Genomic DNA, 16,793 nt, shown 5'->3' with positions numbered 1-16,793 from the left:
GTGACACAGAGTGCCACCCCTTTTGCCTTCAAGAGTTGAACGCAGATGCTCGATTGGGCGCTCAGAAGAGCGCCTCCCCTCAGGTTTCGGTCAACTGGCCTTCGGGCCGTGAAACCGGATACTTCGCATCGGTAACTTTCGAAGTGGTGGCGGATGGGTGGTTAAGACCGTGTGACCGGCAGGCGTACCTCCCTAGAAGCCTTCGATCTGGGTATGTTCCTCGCCGTCAGGGCAGCCAACCGAGTCGTCGAGGAGTCGAGACCCGTGTCGGGAAACATTGATCAGAAGTTCGTGTACGACTTCACCGAGGGCAACAGGGACCTGAAGGACCTGCTCGGTGGCAAGGGCGCCAACCTCGCCGAGATGACCAACCTCGGCCTGCCGGTGCCTCCGGGCTTCACGATCACCACCGAGGCGTGCAAGGTCTACCTCGAGAGCGGCTCGGAGCCGGTCGAGCTCCGCGACGAGGTCACCGCGCACCTCGACGCCCTCGAGCAGAAGATGGGCAAGAAGCTCGGCCAGGCCGACGACCCGCTGCTCGTCTCCGTCCGCTCGGGCGCGAAGTTCTCCATGCCGGGCATGATGGACACCGTCCTCAACATCGGCCTCTCCGACGAGTCCGTGGTCGGCCTCGCCGCCCAGGCCGACAACGAGCGCTTCGCCTGGGATTCGTACCGCCGCCTGATCCAGATGTTCGGCAAGACCGTCCTCGGCGTCGACGGCGAGCTCTTCGAGGAGGCCCTCGACGAGGCCAAGACCGCGAAGAAGGTCGCCAGCGACACCGACCTCGACGCGGCCGACCTCAAGAAGGTCGTCGAGCACTTCAAGAAGATCGTGAAGACCGAGACCGGCCGCGACTTCCCGCAGGACCCGCGCGAGCAGATGGACCTCGCCATCGAGGCCGTCTTCAACTCCTGGAACACGGACCGCGCCAAGCTGTACCGCCGCCAGGAGCGCATCCCGGGCGACCTCGGCACCGCCGTCAACGTCTGCTCGATGGTCTTCGGCAACCTCGGCCCGGACTCCGGCACCGGCGTCGCCTTCACCCGCGACCCCGCCTCCGGCCACCAGGGCGTCTACGGCGACTACCTGCAGAACGCGCAGGGCGAGGACGTCGTCGCCGGCATCCGCAACACCGTGCCGCTGGCCGACCTCGAGTCGATCGACAAGAAGTCGTACGACCAGCTCATGCACATCATGGAGACCCTTGAGACCCACTACAAGGACCTCTGCGACATCGAGTTCACCATCGAGCGCGGCCAGCTCTGGATGCTCCAGACCCGCGTCGGCAAGCGCACCGCCGGTGCCGCCTTCCGCATCGCCACGCAGCTCGTGGACCAGGGCCTGATCGACGAGGCCGAGGCGCTCCAGCGCGTCACCGGCGCCCAGCTCGCCCAGCTGATGTTCCCCAAGTTCGACGAGAACGCGAAGGTCGAGCAGATCGGGCGCGGCATCGCCGCCTCCCCGGGCGCCGCCGTCGGCAAGGCCGTCTTCGACTCCTACACGGCCGTCAAGTGGTCCCGCTCCGGCGAGAAGGTCATCCTGATCCGCCGCGAGACCAACCCGGACGACCTGGACGGCATGATCGCCGCCGAGGGCATCCTCACCTCCCGCGGCGGCAAGACCTCGCACGCCGCCGTCGTCGCCCGCGGCATGGGCAAGACCTGTGTCTGCGGCGCCGAGGAGCTCGAGGTCGACACCAAGCGCCGCCGGATGACCACGGCCGACGGCCGGGTCGTCGAGGAGGGCGACGTCGTCTCCATCGACGGCTCCACCGGCAAGGTCTACCTCGGCGAGGTGCCCGTCGTGCCGTCCCCGGTCGTCGAGTACTTCGAGGGCCGCATGCACGCCGGCGCCGACGACGCCGACGAGCTGGTCCAGGCCGTCCACCGGATCATGGCCTACGCCGACCGCGTCCGCCGCCTCCGCGTCCGCGCCAACGCCGACAACGCCGAGGACGCCTCGCGCGCCCGCCGCTTCGGCGCCCAGGGCATCGGCCTGTGCCGCACCGAGCACATGTTCCTCGGCGAGCGCCGCCAGTACGTCGAGCGGCTCATCCTCGCCGACACGGACGCCGAGCGCGACGAGTCGCTGAAGGCGCTGCTCCCGCTGCAGAAGCAGGACTTCATCGAGCTCTTCGAGGCCATGGACGGGCTGCCCGTCACGGTCCGCCTGCTCGACCCGCCGCTGCACGAGTTCCTGCCCGACATCACCGAGCTGTCGGTGCGCGTCGCCCTCGCCGAGTCCCGCAAGGAGCCGCACGAGAACGACCTGCGCCTCCTCCAGGCCGTGCACCGGCTGCACGAGCAGAACCCGATGCTGGGTCTGCGCGGCGTCCGCCTCGGCCTGGTCATCCCCGGCCTGTTCACCATGCAGGTCCGGGCGATCGCGGAGGCCGCGGCCCACCGCATCGACGCCAAGGGCGACCCGCGCGCCGAGATCATGATCCCGCTCGTCGGCACCGTCCAGGAGCTGGAGATCGTCCGCGAGGAGGCCGAGCAGGTCATCGCCGAGGTCCGGGCGCAGACCGGCGTCGATCTGAGGCTCGCGCTCGGCACCATGATCGAGCTGCCGCGCGCCGCCGTGACCGCCGGTCAGATCGCCGAGGCCGCGGAGTTCTTCTCCTTCGGCACCAACGACCTGACGCAGACGGTCTGGGGCTTCTCCCGCGACGACGTGGAGGCCTCGTTCTTCACCGCGTACCTGGAGAAGGGCATCTTCGGCGTCAGCCCCTTCGAGACCATCGACAAGGACGGCGTCGGCTCCCTGGTGCGCAGCGCCGTCCAGGCCGGCCGGGCCACCCGCCCCGACATCAAGCTCGGTGTCTGCGGCGAGCACGGCGGCGACCCGGAGTCGGTGCACTTCTTCCACGAGGTCGGCCTCGACTACGTCTCCTGCTCGCCCTTCCGGATCCCGGTGGCGCGACTGGAGGCCGGCCGCGCCGCGGCCGAGTCGAAGGGCAGCGACAGCCGCTGAGCCCCGGGACCGCCGTCGGTCACGTCTTGACCCTCACCGACGGGCGGCGGCTCCGGATTCGCAGAAGACGGGACGGACACCTTTTGTGCGGAGGTGTCCGTCCCGTTGTTTGTCTGCTTGTCGAGCTGATGTGAGTCAATGTTCAATTGCGGCCGATTGAATTATTGGCCATTGAACTTCCGGATTCCTCAGCGCAAAGAACGGAGCGGGCGCGGCCCCCGGATCCCCACCCGGAGGCCACGCCCTTTACCGATGCCGGGCAGGTGAGCCACAACCTCGCCGACCGCCGCCGGACGGGCAAAGCCCCCCACGGTCTTCACCACGTCACCTCGGTCCTGAAGGTTTCCTGCCCGACCCGTACAGCTTTTCGGTTCCCCCCCGATCGCCGCGATGCCTTTCAACTGTGGCTGAAACACCCTGGTAACGTGCAGTGATGCTGTGCATACTCGTCGTCGGGGGTGGTTGCGAGTGCACAGGTGGGGACGTTCATGCTGCGGATTCATTTCACCGGAGACGACTTGGCGGGAGTGCGGACGGCCGCCCGGCCGGACGTTCTGTGGGAAACGATTCTGAGCTTTCACCGTTTAAGAGACCGCCGCGGCTCCGTCGTCTACGGGGAATGGCGCTCGGACGCCCGGATGCGGCTCGGCGGCGAGACCCGGCTCCTCGCCGCGCTCGTTCCCAGCCGCGGCTATTTTCCCGACTTCCTGACGCCCGCCGAAGGCGTCCACGGCCTCGACGAGGGCCTCCAGGCGATCCGCGCCACCGAACCGGACAGGCTGCGCGGCGAACTCTCGCTGCTCGCCGCCGACCGCTCCGGCGGCCGGACCGTGCCCCACTCGCTGCGCGCCCTCGCCGACGGCGGCGCGGAGCCCTTCGACCGGCTCGTGGGGGCCCTGCGGAGCTACCACCGGGCCGCGATCGAACCGTACTGGCCGCACCTCCGGGCCCGCGTCGAGGCCGACCGGGCCCGCCGCGGCCGGGCCCTCCTGGACGGCGGTGCCGAGGAGCTGCTCGCCTCGCTGCCGCCGATGCTGCGCTGGCGCGCGCCCGTCCTGGAGGCGGACTACCCGGTCGACCGGGACGTCCGCCTCGACGGGCGCGGGCTGCTGCTCCAGCCCTCCTTCTTCTGCCGGGGGACCCCGGTGGTGCTGCGCGACCCCGCGCTGCCGCCGGTCCTCGTCTACCCCGTCACGCACGGCGAGGCGCCGACCGTCCGCGCGCCGGGCGGCTCCTCGTTGGCCAAGCTGGTCGGCCAGACCCGCTCGGCCGTCCTGCACGCCATCGGGGACGGCGGGACGACCAGCGAGCTGGCCCGCAGGGCCGGGGTGTCGCTGGCCTCGGCCAGCCAGCACGCGGGCGTGCTGCGCGAGGCCGGGCTCATCGCGACCCTCCGCCACGGCAACGCGGTCCTGCACACGCTGACGCCGCTGGGCGCCGCCCTGCTCGGCGGCGCCCAGCGGGCGGTGGACCTGCGCTGCCACCCGGGCGGCTACGCGCGGAACGGGCAGGTCACGCCGTAGCTACGCGCGGAGAGGGCCCGTAGCCGGGCGCGGAACGGGCCCCCGTCCGTCGCTACGCGCGGAACGGGCCCTTCACCTCGTAGGTGATGCCGCCCGAGGAGCTGCCGGTCGTGCCGCGCTGGCTGGAGAAGTACAGCCGCGTGCCGTCGGGGGAGAAGGCCGGTCCGGTGATCTCGGAGCCGGACTGGCCGTTGATCCGCAGGAACGGCGTCACGACGTCGTCCGGCGTGATCAGGCAGATCTCCATGTTGCCGCCGTCCTCGGCCACGTACAGGTCGCCGGAGGAGGAACCGGTGATGTTGTCGACGCCGGTCAGCGGGGCGCCGCCGCCGACGACCAGCGAGTCGTCGTAGGCCAGCTCGTACGTGCCGGCGGCGAGGTCGACCTGCCAGACCCGGTTGTCGCCCTTGGTGGTGAACCAGACGGTGTCGTTCGCGTAGTGGCAGCCCTCGCCGCCGTTGAAGTGCTTGGCGGCGGAGACCTGGGTGCGGGTGGTGGTCGGGGAGCCGTCCGGGTCCGGCACGTTCTGCCAGCCGAAGGTGCCGGAGGTCGCGGTGCCGGCCGTGAGCACCTGGAGGGTGCCGGAGGAGAGGTCGCCCCAGGTGGTGGGGAGGAAGCGGTAGAAGCAGCCGTCCGTCTCGTCCTCGGTCAGGTAGATCGCCCGGCGCACCGGGTCGGCCGCCGCCGCCTCGTGCTTGAACCGGCCCATCGCGTCCCGGCGGGTGGCGGTGCCGCCCCACGGGTTCGTCTCGTAGACGTAGCCGAGGGACACCTCCTCGCAGGACAGCCAGGTGTTCCACGGGGTCTTGCCGCCGGCGCAGTTCTGGCGGGTGCCGGAGAGGATGCGGTACGCGCCGGTGATCGTGCCCGCCGAGTCGAACCGCACCGCGCTCGCGCCGCCGCTCGGGTTGACCTCCGAGTTCGAGACGTAGATCCAGCCGGTGCCGTCGGCGAAGCAGGCGCCGCCGTCGGGGGCGCTGTGCCAGGCGTACGAGGTGCCGGCCACGGTCCGGCCGGACCGGGCGATCACCCGGCTGCCGAACCCGGCCGGCAGCTGAATGCCGTTCGCGTCCGCCGCGCCGAGCGCCCCGTACGGGCCGGCGCCGGGCTGGGCGGGGGCGGCGACGGCCGCGCTCTGCCACAGGCTGCCGCCGAAGGCGGCGGCCGAGGTGCCGATGACCGCTCCACGCAGGAAAGTGCGTCGCTCCACGTCTCACTCCCGAGAAGGGTGATGCCCCGCCGCACGGTCGGCGACGGGGTCGCGCGCTTCCGGAACCTAGGAGTGCGGAGTTGACTCCACGTCAACGAACGATGACGGGGAGGAGGCGGGGACCGGGCGGGGACGGCGGCGCCGACACGGACCGCTGGGGTCCCGCGCGGCGTCGGGGCACACTGGAGGGCATGCGTGAGACCTCCGACATCGGTGACCGCCACGACCTCGACGTGCTGCTGCGGCGCTTCTACGGTGCCGCCTTCGCCGATCCGCTGATCGGGCCCTTCTTCACCGAGCTCGCGGGGACCGACCTGGAGGTCCACCTGCCGCGCATCGCCGACTTCTGGGAGCGCGCCCTCTTCCGTACCGCCGACTACGGCCGCGACGCCTTCGCCCCGCACGCCGCCCTCCACGCCGCCCGGCCGCTCACCGCCGCCCACTTCGGCCGCTGGGTGCAGCTCTGGCACGCGAGCGTCGACGGACTCCACAGGGGGCCCCGGGCCGACCGGGCCAAGGCGCAGGGCGAGCGGATCGCCCTCGCCATGCTGAGGCGGCTGGGCGACGGGTCGACGGAGGGCACCGGCGGCGGGTTCGTCCCGCTGGCGGCCCTCGAACTGCGCTCCGTGGCCTGAGCGGAGCGTTCCCGCGGACCCGGCGGCCGTCCGGGGCTGAGCCCCCTCGTCCGGGTCGGGCCGAGATCGCCCCGGTCAGGCCGAGACGCCGCCGTCGATCACCAGGTCCGTGCCGACGGCGGAGCCCGCGTCGTCCGACGCCAGGTACAGCACCGCCGCCGCCACCTCGGCCGCGGACGAGATGCGGCCCAGCGGCGACTGCTCCTTCATCCGGACCTCCCGCTCGGCCTCCGTCTCGCCGGGCCGCAGCGACATCGTGGACTCCGCCGCGCCGGGGCTGACGGCGTTGATCCGGACCCCGTCGCCGATGTGGTCCAGGGCCGCGGCCCGGGTGATCGCCGAGACCGCCGCCTTGGAGACCTGGTAGCCGAAGAGTCCGGGGACCCGGACGTGCGGGCCCAGGTTGGACGCGATGTTCACGATGGCCCCGCCGCCGTTCGCCCGCATGTGGGCTACCTCGGCCTGGAGGGCGTGCAGCACCCCCGTGACGTTGATGTCGAGCAGCGTCCGCCAGTCCTCCAGGGGGAGGTCGGCGGCGCTGTGGCCGCCGCCCCGGAAGACCCCCGCGTTGTTCACGGCGACGTCCAGGCCGCCGAACAGCTCGACCGCGCGCCGGACCAGCTCCCCGGTGGACCCGGCGTCCGACACGTCGGCGGTGACCGCGGCGGCGGTGCCCCCGGCCGCCTCGATCAGGGCGACCGTCCCGTCGAGGGGCTCCGCCGTACGTCCGGCGACGACGACCCTCGCGCCCTCGGCGGCGAACGCGAGCGCGATGGCCCGGCCGAGACCGGAACCGGCGCCGGTGACGAGGACGGTGCGGTCGGTGAAGCGTGCGGACATGAGGGCTCCTTGTCGGGTGGGCGGGTGGTGAACTTGACCGTACGTTCCAGAATGGAGGCCGAAGAAAGGGCGCCCGACGGGGGCGCCCGCTCTTCAGTCCAGCAGTGCCAGCGCCTGCTCCGCCGCGTCCGTGACCCGGCCCGGCTCGCTCGACACCTTGCCGACCACCCGGATCCCCTGCAGCAGTACGAGCAGCATCCGGGCGAGGGCCCGCGGGTCGCGGTCGGCCGGGAGCTCGCCGCCGGCCCGGGCCCGGGCGAGCGCCCCGCGCAGGAGCGTCTCGACCTGCTCCCAGCTCAGCTCGACCCGCCGGGCGACCGCCGCGTCGTGCGGCCCCAGCTCCGCCGCCGAGTTGGTGACGAAGCAGCCGTTCAGCCGCTCCCCGTCCGCCGCCGCCTCGGCGGCGAAGCGGCGGACGAGGGCCCGCACGGCCGGCAGGGCCGGCCCCGGCGCGGACAGCTCCTCGACGAGCAGCGGGTCCCGGGTCTCCAGGTAGCGGTCCATCGCCTTCAGGTACAGCTCGTGCTTGTTGCCGAAGGTCGCGTAGACGCTGGCGCGGCCGATGCCGAGGTGCTCCACGAGGTCCGACATCGTCGTCGCCTCGTAGCCGCGCGCCCAGAACAGTTCGAGGGCCGACTGGAGCGCGGCCTCCGGATCGAATTCCTTGGTCCTGGCCATGGAAGGACCGTACGATCATCTGGAACGATCGGTCAAGTCACATGGATCGCACCGGATACACCGTCACCGCGACCTCGTCGTCGTCCAGGCATCGGCCCGTCTCCAGGTCGAAGCGCTGCTTCAGGAGCGGCGAGGCCACGAACGCCCGCCCGTCCACCGAGCCGAGCAGTCCCCGGGACAGCACCTGCGCCCCCGTGAACGGATCGCGGTTGTCGATCGCGTACGTCCGGCCCGACCGGTCCCGGAAGAGCGCCGCCTGCCGGCCGTCCGGCAGCAGCGCCGCCACGCCCCGGCCCGGGGTCAGCCGGGCCTCCTCGCAGACCGCCACCCAGGAGTCGGGGGACGGGGACAGTTCGAGGGTCGTCGTCATCGTCGTCGTCATCGGGAGGTGGCCCCTTCCAGCGTTCCGATCGTGAGGATCGTGAGGTCCGGCTTGATCTGGTCCCGCTCCGGCACGAACCGGACCGACGGGTCCGGCGCCCCCGGCGCGTTCACGAAGGAGACGAAGCGCCGCAGCCGCTCCGGGTCGTCCAGGGTCTCGGCCCACTCGTCCCGGTAGCCGGCGACGTGCGCGGCCATCAGCGCCTCCAGCTCGTCGCAGAGCCCGAGCGAGTCGTGCACCACCACGTCCCTGAGGTGGTCGAGCCCGCCCTCCAGGCGCTCCAGCCAGGTCGACGTCCGCTCCAGGCGGTCCGCCGTCCGGATGTAGAACATCAGGAACCGGTCGACGAGACGGACCAGTTCGGCGTCCGAGAGGTCCTGCGCGAGCAGGTCCGCGTGGCGCGGGGTCGCGCCGCCGTTCCCGCCGACGTACAGGTTCCAGCCGTTGGCCGTCGCGATGATCCCGAAGTCCTTCGACTGCGCCTCGGCGCACTCGCGGGCGCAGCCCGACACCGCCGACTTCAGCTTGTGCGGGGCGCGCAGACCCCGGTAGCGCAGCTCCAGCCGGATCGCCATCCGCACCGAGTCCTGGACGCCGTAGCGGCACCAGGTCTGCCCGACGCAGGACTTCACCGTGCGCAGCGCCTTGCCGTACGCGTGCCCCGACTCGAAGCCCGCGTCCACGAGCCGCGTCCAGATCGAGGGCAGCTGGTCCACCCGCGCGCCGAAGAGGTCGATCCGCTGGCCGCCGGTGATCTTCGTGTAGAGCCCGAAGTCACGGGCCACCTCGCCGATCACGATCAGTTTGTCCGGGGTGATCTCGCCGCCGGGGATGCGCGGCACCACCGAATAGGAGCCGTTGCGCTGCATGTTGGCGAGGAAGTGGTCGTTGGTGTCCTGGAGGGAGGCCTGCTCGCCGTCGAGGATGTAACCGTTGTTGAGGGAGGCCAGGATGGAGCCGACGGTCGGCTTGCAGACCTCGCAGCCCTCGCCGCCCCGCGCCTCCTCCCGCCCGTGCGAGTCCAGCAGCGCCGCGAAGGAGGTCAGCCGCAGGGTGCGGGCGATCTCGTAGAGCTCGCTCCGGCTGTACGGGAAGCAGCCGCAGAGCCCCTCGTCCGCGGGGGCCGGCAGCAGCTTCTCGATCACCTTCACGCAACTGCCGCAGCCCGTGCCGGCCTTGGTGCACCTCTTCACCTCGGCCAGCGACTCGCACTGACCGATGGCGTGCTTGGTCACGTTGTGGCAGGAGCAGATCACCGCGTCGTCCGGCAGCGCCGACGGGCCGAGGGCGGCCGGGGCGCCCGCGCCCGCCGGGAGCACCAGCTGCTCGGGGGAGACCGGCGGCACGGTGCCGGTCAGCGGGCGGAGCAGCCCGTACTGCTCGGCGTCGCCGACCAGGACACCGCCGAGCAGCACCCCGTCGGCGGAGACCACCAGCTTCTTGTAGACGCCCGAGCGGGAGTCGGAGTACACGACGTCGAGGCAGCCCCCGGCCGTCCCGTGCGCGTCGCCGAACGAGGCCACGTCCACGCCGAGCAGCTTCAGCTTCGTCGACATGTCGGCGCCCGTGAAGCCGTCCCCGGCCTCCTCCCCGGCGATCGCCGCCGCCGCCGTCTGCGCCATCTCGTAGCCCGGCGCCACCAGGCCGTAGACCCGGCCGTCCGAGGCGAGCGCGCACTCGCCGATCGCGAAGACCGCCGGGTCCGAGGTACGGCACAGCTCGTCGACCGCGATGCCGCCGCGCTCCCCGACCGCGAGGCCGCAGTCGCGGGCCAGCTGGTCGCGGGGCCGTACGCCCGCCGAGAAGACCACCATGTCCGTGGCCAGTTCGGAGCCGTCCGACAGCCGCATGCCCGACACGGCGCCGTCCGTCGTCACGACCTCCTGCGTGCCCGTCCCGGTGTGGACGGTCAGGCCCATCCTCTCGATCGTGCGGAGCAGGGCCGCGCCGCCGCCCTCGTCGACCTGCACCGGCATCAGACGCGGCGCGAACTCCACGACGTGCGTGTCGAGGCCGAGCCCCTTCAGCGCGCCCGCCGCCTCCAGGCCGAGCAGGCCGCCGCCGACGACCGCGCCGGTCGTCGCCGTCTTCGCGTACTCCTCGATCGCGAGCAGGTCCTCGATCGTGCGGTAGACGAAACAGCCCCGGGCGTCCCTGCCGGGGACGGGAGGCACGAAGGGGTACGAGCCGGTGGCCAGGACGAGGGTGTCGTACGCGATCACCCGCCCCGAACGGGCGGTGACCGTCCGGGCCTCCCGGTCGATCGTCCCGGCCGGGTCGCCGACGTACAGCTCGATGCCGTGCCTCTCCATGAAGCCGGCCCCGACCATCGACAGGTCGTCCGGGGTCCTGCCGGAGAAGTACGAGGTCAACTGCACGCGGTCGTAGGCCGGGCGCGGCTCCTCGCAGAGGACCACGATCCTGGCCCGCTCGGTGACGCCACGGTCGGCGAGCGCCTCCAGGAACCGCTGGCCGACCATTCCGTGGCCGACCAGGACGATGGTGGGAGTGGTCATGAGGAGCCTCCGTCGTGGGTGAGCAGGTGGAGCAGGGGGACCTCGGCGGGCAGGGCCTCGTCGCCCTCCCAGGCCCTCGCGAGCGCGCCGACCGCGGCCAGGTCGCCGAGGAGGACGCCCCCGACGAGCCGGTCACCGCGGACGACGACCTTCCGGTAGGCGCTGCGCGTGGCGTCGGTGAGCTGGACGACGTCGTCACCGGGGCGTGCGGTGACTTCGCCGAAGGCGGCGAGATCGAGGGGGTTCGAACCGCCGAGGGTGAGCCGGGTGAGGGCGCGGGTGCCGGTGTAGCCCGCTGGGGCGAGGGGGGTGCCCCCTGTTCGAGCGGAGCCGGGAGCCCGGGGGAGGGTGGGCACAACGGAACGGCGCCCCTTGCCGGGCGCGGGCTCCTGTGCCTGGACGCCCGCCCCGACGGCGCTGCCCTCGTGGTGCGGCTCGGTGCGGAGGGCGGAGGCGCCGCCGAGGGCGCCGTCCCGTGCGCCCACCCGTCCCGCCCCGCGGGACGATCGCCCACACGGAGCGGGGGCACCGGCCAGCAGCAGTTCCGCCAAGGCGTCCGCCTGGTCCAGGGCCGCGCCCGCCAGGCCGTACACGCGCCCCGCGTGCTCCGCGCAGTCGCCGACCGCGTGGACGTACGGGTCCGACGTGCGGAGCTCGTCGTCGACGACGATGCCCGTCGCGACGGAGAGGCCCGCCTCCCGGGCGAGCGCGACCCGGGGCCGCACCCCGCACGCCAGGACCACGACCTGCGCGTCGAGGACGAAGCCGTCGGCGAGTTCGACCGCCGTGACCGCCCCGTCCCGTTGCCGCAGGCCGCTGACCCGGCACTCGGTGTGCACCTCGACCCCGAGGGCCTCGACGTGCTCCCGGAGCAGCGCCGAGGCGTGCTCGTCGAGCTGTCGTTCCATCAGGCGCTCGCCCTGCTGGGTGAGGACCACGTCCGCGCCCCGCTCGGCGAGGGCCCGCGCGGCGGAGACCCCGAGGAGACCGCCGCCGATGACCACGGCCCGCACCCCGGGCCGTACCAGGGCGCGCAGCTCCAGGCAGTCGTCGAGGGTGCGGAAGGGGTGGACGCCGACCGGGAGCGCCGTCCCGCGCAGACCGCGCAGCGGCGGAAGCACGGGGTTGGAGCCGGTGGCCAGGACGAGCCGGTCGTAGCCGACGAGCGAGCCGTCGGCGCACTCGACGGTCCGCGCCGCCCGGTCGATCCGCACCGCCCGCACCCCGAGCCGTACCGGCTCGTGGGTCCCGGGCAGGGCGATCACCTCGGGGGCGTACCGCCCGGCGAGGACGTCGGCGAGCAGCACCCTGTTGTACGGGGCGTGCGGCTCCTCGCCGAGGAGGGTGACGGGCAGGCGCTGGGCGAGCCGGGCGCCCGCCGTTCCGCCCCCGACCACCACGATCCGTGTACTCATACCGGAAGGGTGCGGGGCCGGTGTTACCCGTCGGGATCCCGGCTGTTTCCCGTACGGAACGCTGATCTCCGCCCGGGCCGGGGGCCGCTGTGAGGCCACGAGCTCTGAACCGGCTCAACGATCAGGAGATCGATGGACGGGGCAACGACCGCCTCCCTAGGCTCACGAGCATGCCCGACATCTCGCTGACCACCCTTGTCCTGCTCTGTCTCGCCGCGCTCGTGGCGGGCTGGATCGACGCCGTGGTGGGAGGTGGCGGGCTGCTCCAGCTGCCCGCCCTGCTGCTCGGTCTTCCGCACGTCCCGGCCGCGTACGTGCTCGGCACCAACAAGGCCGTCTCGATCGTGGGCACCACCGGGGCCGCCGTCACCTACCTCCGCAAGGCGCCCGTACGGGTGTGGACGGCGGTGCGGATCGGGCTCGCGGCCCTCGTCGGCTCCATGGGCGGCGCCTTCTTCGCGGCCGGGATCAGCAGCGAGGTCCTGCGTCCGGTGATCATGGTGGTGCTGCTCGGCGTCGCGGCCTTCGTGATGCTGCGGCCCTCCTTCGGGGCGAAGGCCGAGGGGGAGGAGCGGGCACCGCTGACCCGGGCGCGGATCGTGACCGCGATCGTGGTGGTCGGCGGCGGGATCGGGTTCTACGACGGTCTGTTCGGGCCGGGCACCGGCACCTTCCTGGTCCTCGCGCTGACCGCCGTGCTCCACCTGGACCTGGTGACCGCCTCCGCCACCGCGAAGATCGTCAACGTCTGCACCAACGCGGGCGCGCTCGCCATGTTCGCCCACCAGGGCACCGTGTACGGGCGGCTCGCGGCCGTCATGGCCGTCTTCAACCTCGTCGGCGGGATGCTCGGCGCCCGGATGGCGCTGAGCAGGGGCGCCGAGTTCGTCCGCGGGGTGCTGCTCGTGGTGGTCCTGTCGCTGGTCGCGAAGCTGGCCTTCGACCAGTGGACCTGACCGGGGCCGGGGCGGAACCGGGGCCGGGGGCGGGCCGGGGGCGGAACCGGAGCCGGGGCTACTTCACCCCGATGAGGTGGCCGAAGGCGACCACGTTCCCCTGGTAGCCGTTCTTCTTCGAGAAGCCGCCGCCGCAGGTGATCACCCGGATCTCGGCACGGTCGGCCTCGTCGTACACCTTGCGGTCCGGGAAGTGCTGGTTGTCGTACACCTCGATCGCGTCGACCGTGAAGACGGCGGTCCGCCCGTCCTGCCGGTCCACCTCGATCCGGTGGCCCTTCCTGAGCGTGCCCAGCGTGTAGAAGACGGCGGGCCCGTCGGCGTTGTCGACGTGGCCCGCGACGATCGCGGTGCCCTTGGCGCCGGGCGTGGTGCCGTCCCCGTACCAACCGGCCAGGTTCCGGTCCGCGGCCGGCGGCACGTCGAGCGCGCCGCCGGCCGTGAGGCCCAGCCGCGTCACCGGGGCGTCCACGTCGGTCTCGGGGATCCGGAGCCGGACCGGCACCGAGGGCGGCAGCGGGTCGGCGGCGGCGTCGGTGTGCACGCTGGGTCCGGCGGCGAAGGCCTGCGCGGCCGACGGCACGGGCGGGGTGACGTCCCCCGAGCCGTTGTGGACGAGCCAGATCCCGACGCAGGCGGCCGCGGCTATGCCCCAGCCCTTGCTCCTGTTGCTCACCTGGGTTCCCTCGGTCGCTTCGTGGGGGTGTGGCCCTGCCCCCGCCGGGCCGTGTGCGGGCGCGCGGCGGGGGCAGGACAGGCGGTGGTCTCAGTGGCCCTGTGCGCCGCTCGCCCGGCGCCGCAGGAGCCAGACACCGCCGACGGCAGCCGCGGCCAGCACCGCCGCGCCCGCCGTGACCTGGGCGGTGTCGGGGCCGACGCTGCCCCCGACACCGGTCTGGACGTGGCCGCTCGGGCTCCGGTGCTTGACCCACAGGTCGCCCTTGGCGGTCTTGCCGTTGTCGCAGGCCACGCTGATCCCGTAGGAACCGGCCTTGACGTGCTCCGGCACGGTGAACCGTCCGACCACGACTTCCTTGTGCGTGCTCGGCTTCAGCTGGAACTCGCCCGCGCCGAGCGAGTTCGCGTCGCCCACGCCGTGCCCGTGCTTGCCGCAGGCGAGCGTGTTCACGGTGACGGTCTCGCCCGGGGACGCGGACGACGGGGAGATCTCCAGCGACTCGTGGCTGCCGCCGCTCGAGTTCCAGCTCTCGTTGTTCGAGTTCCAGCTGTCTTCGTCCGCGTACGCCGCGGGGGCGGCGAGCGCCCCGATCGCGACGACCGCCAGCGCGGTACCGGTGAGCAGACGGGCAGTGGTGCGCATGGGGGTCCTCCGGGGCGCGCGAGCGGTCATGCCGGCTGGTCCTCCCGGGAGGGACGTCCCGGAGCCGGACCTTCTGAGACCGAGATAAGAGGCATGCCGCGCGCCTCGCCTCCTGATGAGGCATCAGGATTGCTCCGTTCGATACGGTGTGTCGCCTGGATTTCCGGCGTTTCCGCAGGTCGGAACGGTTTGCGAGTCGTCGGTTGACGGCTCGTGCCGAACGGGTGAGCGGCCCGCGCCGATCCCCGGCGCCGGTCGACGTGGGGTCGGGGCGGGACCGGCGGTCCCCGCGCGGGGGGACGCCGTGCCTCGCGCCCCTCCCGTTCCCCCTACCGCTCGGTCCGGAGGCCGTCCCACTCCACGGCGTCGTATGCCGCGCGCACCCGCCCCATCAGCCCCTCGTCCACCGGGAACGTCAGCCCGTCGATCGCCGTCACGGGGGCGATCGTCCGGGAGTTGGTGACGAACGCGGCCCGGTAGCGGGGGAGGTCGGCCAGGGTGACCGGTCGCCGGACCGACTCCAGGCGCCGCTCCAGGAGGCTCATGGTGATGCCGGCGAGGCAGGGGGCCGACGGCCAGACCACCGAAGTGCCGTCCCAGAAGGCGATGTTGGTGACCGCTCCCTCGGCGATCTCGCCGTGCGGAGAGGTCAGCAGGGCCTCGTCGTAGCCGGCCCGCCGGGCGGCGTCGCCGTGGAAGCGCTGGCCGAAGCCGCCCAGGTGCTTGATGTGCGGCGCGGGCCGCCAGTACTCGACGGCGGTCAGGCGCTGCGCGGCGCCGGGGCCGTCCGGGGCGGGGTCGGCGACGGTCACGACGGTGCGGACGTCCGGGTACACGTACACCCGGACCGAGGCGTCCCGCCGCCCGGCGGTCGTGAGCGCCCCGGAGACGAGCCCGCGCACCCGCTCGCCGTCCAGCTCCCGGCCGAAGAGCTCGCGGGTCGAGCGGTCGAGGCGGGCGAGGTGCAGGTCGAGGCCCTTCGCGCGTCCGTCCCGCACCTGCATCGCCGTGAAGTGGCCGTAGCCGCCCATAAGGGCGCCGAGGAGCCGCGGATCGGCCGCGGGGGTCCCGTCGATCTCGACGTGCGCGGGAGGTGTCGTCATGCCCTCACCGTACGGCGAACCGGCGGCTCTCTGCCTCGACCGGTGCGGAGGCGGCGGTACCCGGCGGCGCGCGGCACGGGCGGCACTTGACCTCAACCAAACTTGAGGTACCACGATCCCCGGCATGCTGTTCCGACTGCTCGCTCCCCGCCTCCGGCCGTACGGCCCCCTCCTCGTCCTCCTCGTCGCCCTCCAACTCGTCCAGACCCTCGCCTCCCTCGCCCTGCCCGCCCTCAACGCCGGCGTCATCGACGAGGGCGTCCTGCGCGGCGACACCGATCGCGTCCTCGGCGGCGGCGCCGCCATGATCGCCGTCACCCTCCTCCAGGCCGCCGCGGCCGCCGCCGCCACCTTCACCGGCGCCAAGATCGCCATGGGCGTCGCCCGCGACCTGCGCTCCGAGGTCTTCCGCCGCGTCCAGGACTTCTCCGCCCGGGAGCGCGGCCGCTTCGGCGCCGCCTCCCTCGTCACCCGGACCACCAACGACGTCCAGCAGATCCAGACGTTCACCGTCCTCGTCCTCACCATGCTGGTCGCCGCCCCGCTCCTCTGCGCCGGCGGACTCGTCATGGCCCTGCGCCAGGACGTGCCGCTCGCGCTCGTCCTGCTCTTCTTCGTCCCCGCGATGACCGGCGCCGTCGGCACCGTCGTCCTGCGCATGCGGCCCCTCTTCCGCGGCATGCAGGAGCGCGTGGACCGCGCGAGCCGCATCCTGCGCGAACAGATCACCGGCGTCCGGGTCGTCCGCGCCTTCGTCCGCGACCGGCACGAGCGGGAGCGCTTCGGCGCCGCCAACGACGAACTCCTCGCCGTCGGCCTCCGGGCCGGCCGGCTCCAGGCCCTCATGTTCCCCACGGTCCTGATCGTCTGGCAGCTGACGACCGTCGCCCTCGTGTACGTCGGCGCCCACCGCATCGACGCCGGAGCCCTCCAGCCGGGCGGCCTGGTCGCCTTCCTCGGCTACCTGCTCCAGACCTCCATGTCCGTGATGATGGTCCTCTTCCTCCTGATGAACATGCCCCGCGCCGAAGCCGGTGCCGAGCGCGTCCGCGAGGTCCTCGACACCCGCCCCTCCGTCACCGCGCCCGCCCGTCCCGTCCGGACCCCGACCGGCCCCGGCCGCCTCGAACTCGACGGCGTCGGCTTCCGCTACCCGGGCGCGGAGGAGTCGGTCCTGAAGGACGTGGCGCTGGTCGCGCGTCCGGGTGAGACCACGGCGATCATCGGTTCGACGGGCA

The 16,793-nt window shown here is 72.7% G+C and carries 14 protein-coding genes; 5 read left to right on the top strand and 9 right to left on the bottom strand.

Features of this window, described 5'->3' with window-relative positions:
* Positions 1-264 precede the first annotated feature (264 nt).
* Both ppdK and ACZ66Z_RS08370 read left to right on the top strand, forming a co-directional pair.
* Positions 265-2,976 (top strand): pyruvate, phosphate dikinase, encoded by a 2,712-nt coding sequence (gene ppdK / locus ACZ66Z_RS08375; RefSeq protein WP_469933220.1) that lies wholly within the window; start codon positions 265-267, stop codon positions 2,974-2,976.
* Between the two features lie 488 nt (positions 2,977-3,464).
* A complete protein-coding gene (locus ACZ66Z_RS08370; RefSeq protein WP_469933219.1) occupies positions 3,465-4,499 on the top strand; it encodes an ArsR/SmtB family transcription factor in 1,035 nt (344 codons plus the stop codon).
* 52 nt (positions 4,500-4,551) lie between these two features.
* Here the strand turns inward: ACZ66Z_RS08370 and ACZ66Z_RS08365 are convergent, their stop codons facing one another.
* Positions 4,552-5,709, bottom strand: a complete 1,158-nt coding sequence (locus ACZ66Z_RS08365; protein WP_469933218.1) for an alkaline phosphatase PhoX — start codon at positions 5,707-5,709, stop codon at positions 4,552-4,554.
* 191 nt (positions 5,710-5,900) lie between these two features.
* Here ACZ66Z_RS08365 and ACZ66Z_RS08360 point away from each other — a divergent pair, with 191 nt between their 5' ends.
* The gene (locus ACZ66Z_RS08360) at positions 5,901-6,344 is read left to right on the top strand and encodes a group III truncated hemoglobin (RefSeq protein ID WP_469933217.1); all 444 of its coding nucleotides are present in this window, start codon (positions 5,901-5,903) and stop codon (positions 6,342-6,344) included.
* A 75-nt stretch (positions 6,345-6,419) separates the two neighbouring features.
* Here the strand turns inward: ACZ66Z_RS08360 and ACZ66Z_RS08355 are convergent, their stop codons facing one another.
* The 5 genes from ACZ66Z_RS08355 to ACZ66Z_RS08335 form a co-directional block, all read right to left on the bottom strand.
* Positions 6,420-7,184, bottom strand: a complete 765-nt coding sequence (locus ACZ66Z_RS08355; RefSeq protein WP_469933216.1) for an SDR family NAD(P)-dependent oxidoreductase — start codon at positions 7,182-7,184, stop codon at positions 6,420-6,422.
* A 93-nt stretch (positions 7,185-7,277) separates the two neighbouring features.
* Entirely contained in the window at positions 7,278-7,862 is a 585-nt protein-coding gene (locus ACZ66Z_RS08350; protein WP_469933215.1) for a TetR/AcrR family transcriptional regulator, read from the bottom strand.
* A gap of 37 nt (positions 7,863-7,899) precedes the next feature.
* Positions 7,900-8,244: a nitrite reductase small subunit NirD gene (gene nirD / locus ACZ66Z_RS08345; protein WP_469933214.1), complete on the bottom strand. Its 345-nt coding sequence runs from the start codon at positions 8,242-8,244 to the stop codon at positions 7,900-7,902.
* On the bottom strand, positions 8,241-10,760 hold the full coding sequence (nirB, locus tag ACZ66Z_RS08340; protein ID WP_469933213.1) for a nitrite reductase large subunit NirB: 2,520 nt from the start codon (positions 10,758-10,760) through the stop codon (positions 8,241-8,243). Before nirB ends, nirD begins: the two co-directional genes overlap by 4 nt.
* On the bottom strand, positions 10,757-12,175 hold the full coding sequence (locus ACZ66Z_RS08335) for an NAD(P)/FAD-dependent oxidoreductase (protein ID WP_469933212.1): 1,419 nt from the start codon (positions 12,173-12,175) through the stop codon (positions 10,757-10,759). Before ACZ66Z_RS08335 ends, nirB begins: the two co-directional genes overlap by 4 nt.
* 170 nt (positions 12,176-12,345) lie before the next feature.
* On the opposite strand from ACZ66Z_RS08335, the gene ACZ66Z_RS08330 reads away from it, so the two are divergent.
* Positions 12,346-13,131, top strand: coding sequence for a sulfite exporter TauE/SafE family protein (locus ACZ66Z_RS08330; RefSeq protein ID WP_469933211.1), 786 nt, complete (start codon positions 12,346-12,348; stop codon positions 13,129-13,131).
* 58 nt (positions 13,132-13,189) lie between these two features.
* Here ACZ66Z_RS08330 and ACZ66Z_RS08325 read toward each other — a convergent pair whose 3' ends face one another.
* From ACZ66Z_RS08325 to ACZ66Z_RS08315, 3 genes are all read right to left on the bottom strand, one after another.
* On the bottom strand, positions 13,190-13,807 hold the full coding sequence (locus ACZ66Z_RS08325; protein ID WP_469933210.1) for a class F sortase: 618 nt from the start codon (positions 13,805-13,807) through the stop codon (positions 13,190-13,192).
* A 90-nt stretch (positions 13,808-13,897) separates the two neighbouring features.
* A complete protein-coding gene (locus tag ACZ66Z_RS08320) occupies positions 13,898-14,452 on the bottom strand; it encodes a hypothetical protein (protein ID WP_469933209.1) in 555 nt (184 codons plus the stop codon).
* 329 nt (positions 14,453-14,781) lie between these two features.
* Positions 14,782-15,555 carry an aminotransferase class IV gene (locus tag ACZ66Z_RS08315; RefSeq protein ID WP_469933208.1) on the bottom strand — a complete coding sequence of 258 codons (774 nt, stop codon included), beginning with the start codon at positions 15,553-15,555 and terminating at the stop codon, positions 14,782-14,784.
* Between the two features lie 124 nt (positions 15,556-15,679).
* Here ACZ66Z_RS08315 and ACZ66Z_RS08310 point away from each other — a divergent pair.
* A partial coding sequence (locus ACZ66Z_RS08310; protein WP_469933207.1) for an ABC transporter permease occupies positions 15,680-16,793 on the top strand: 1,114 nt, incomplete at its 3' end.

The sequence above is a fragment of the Streptomyces sp. NPDC107498 genome, from assembly GCF_055582805.1.
Note: the sequence above shows the minus strand (reverse complement) of the source record. Positions and strands in the feature narration are given on the sequence as shown.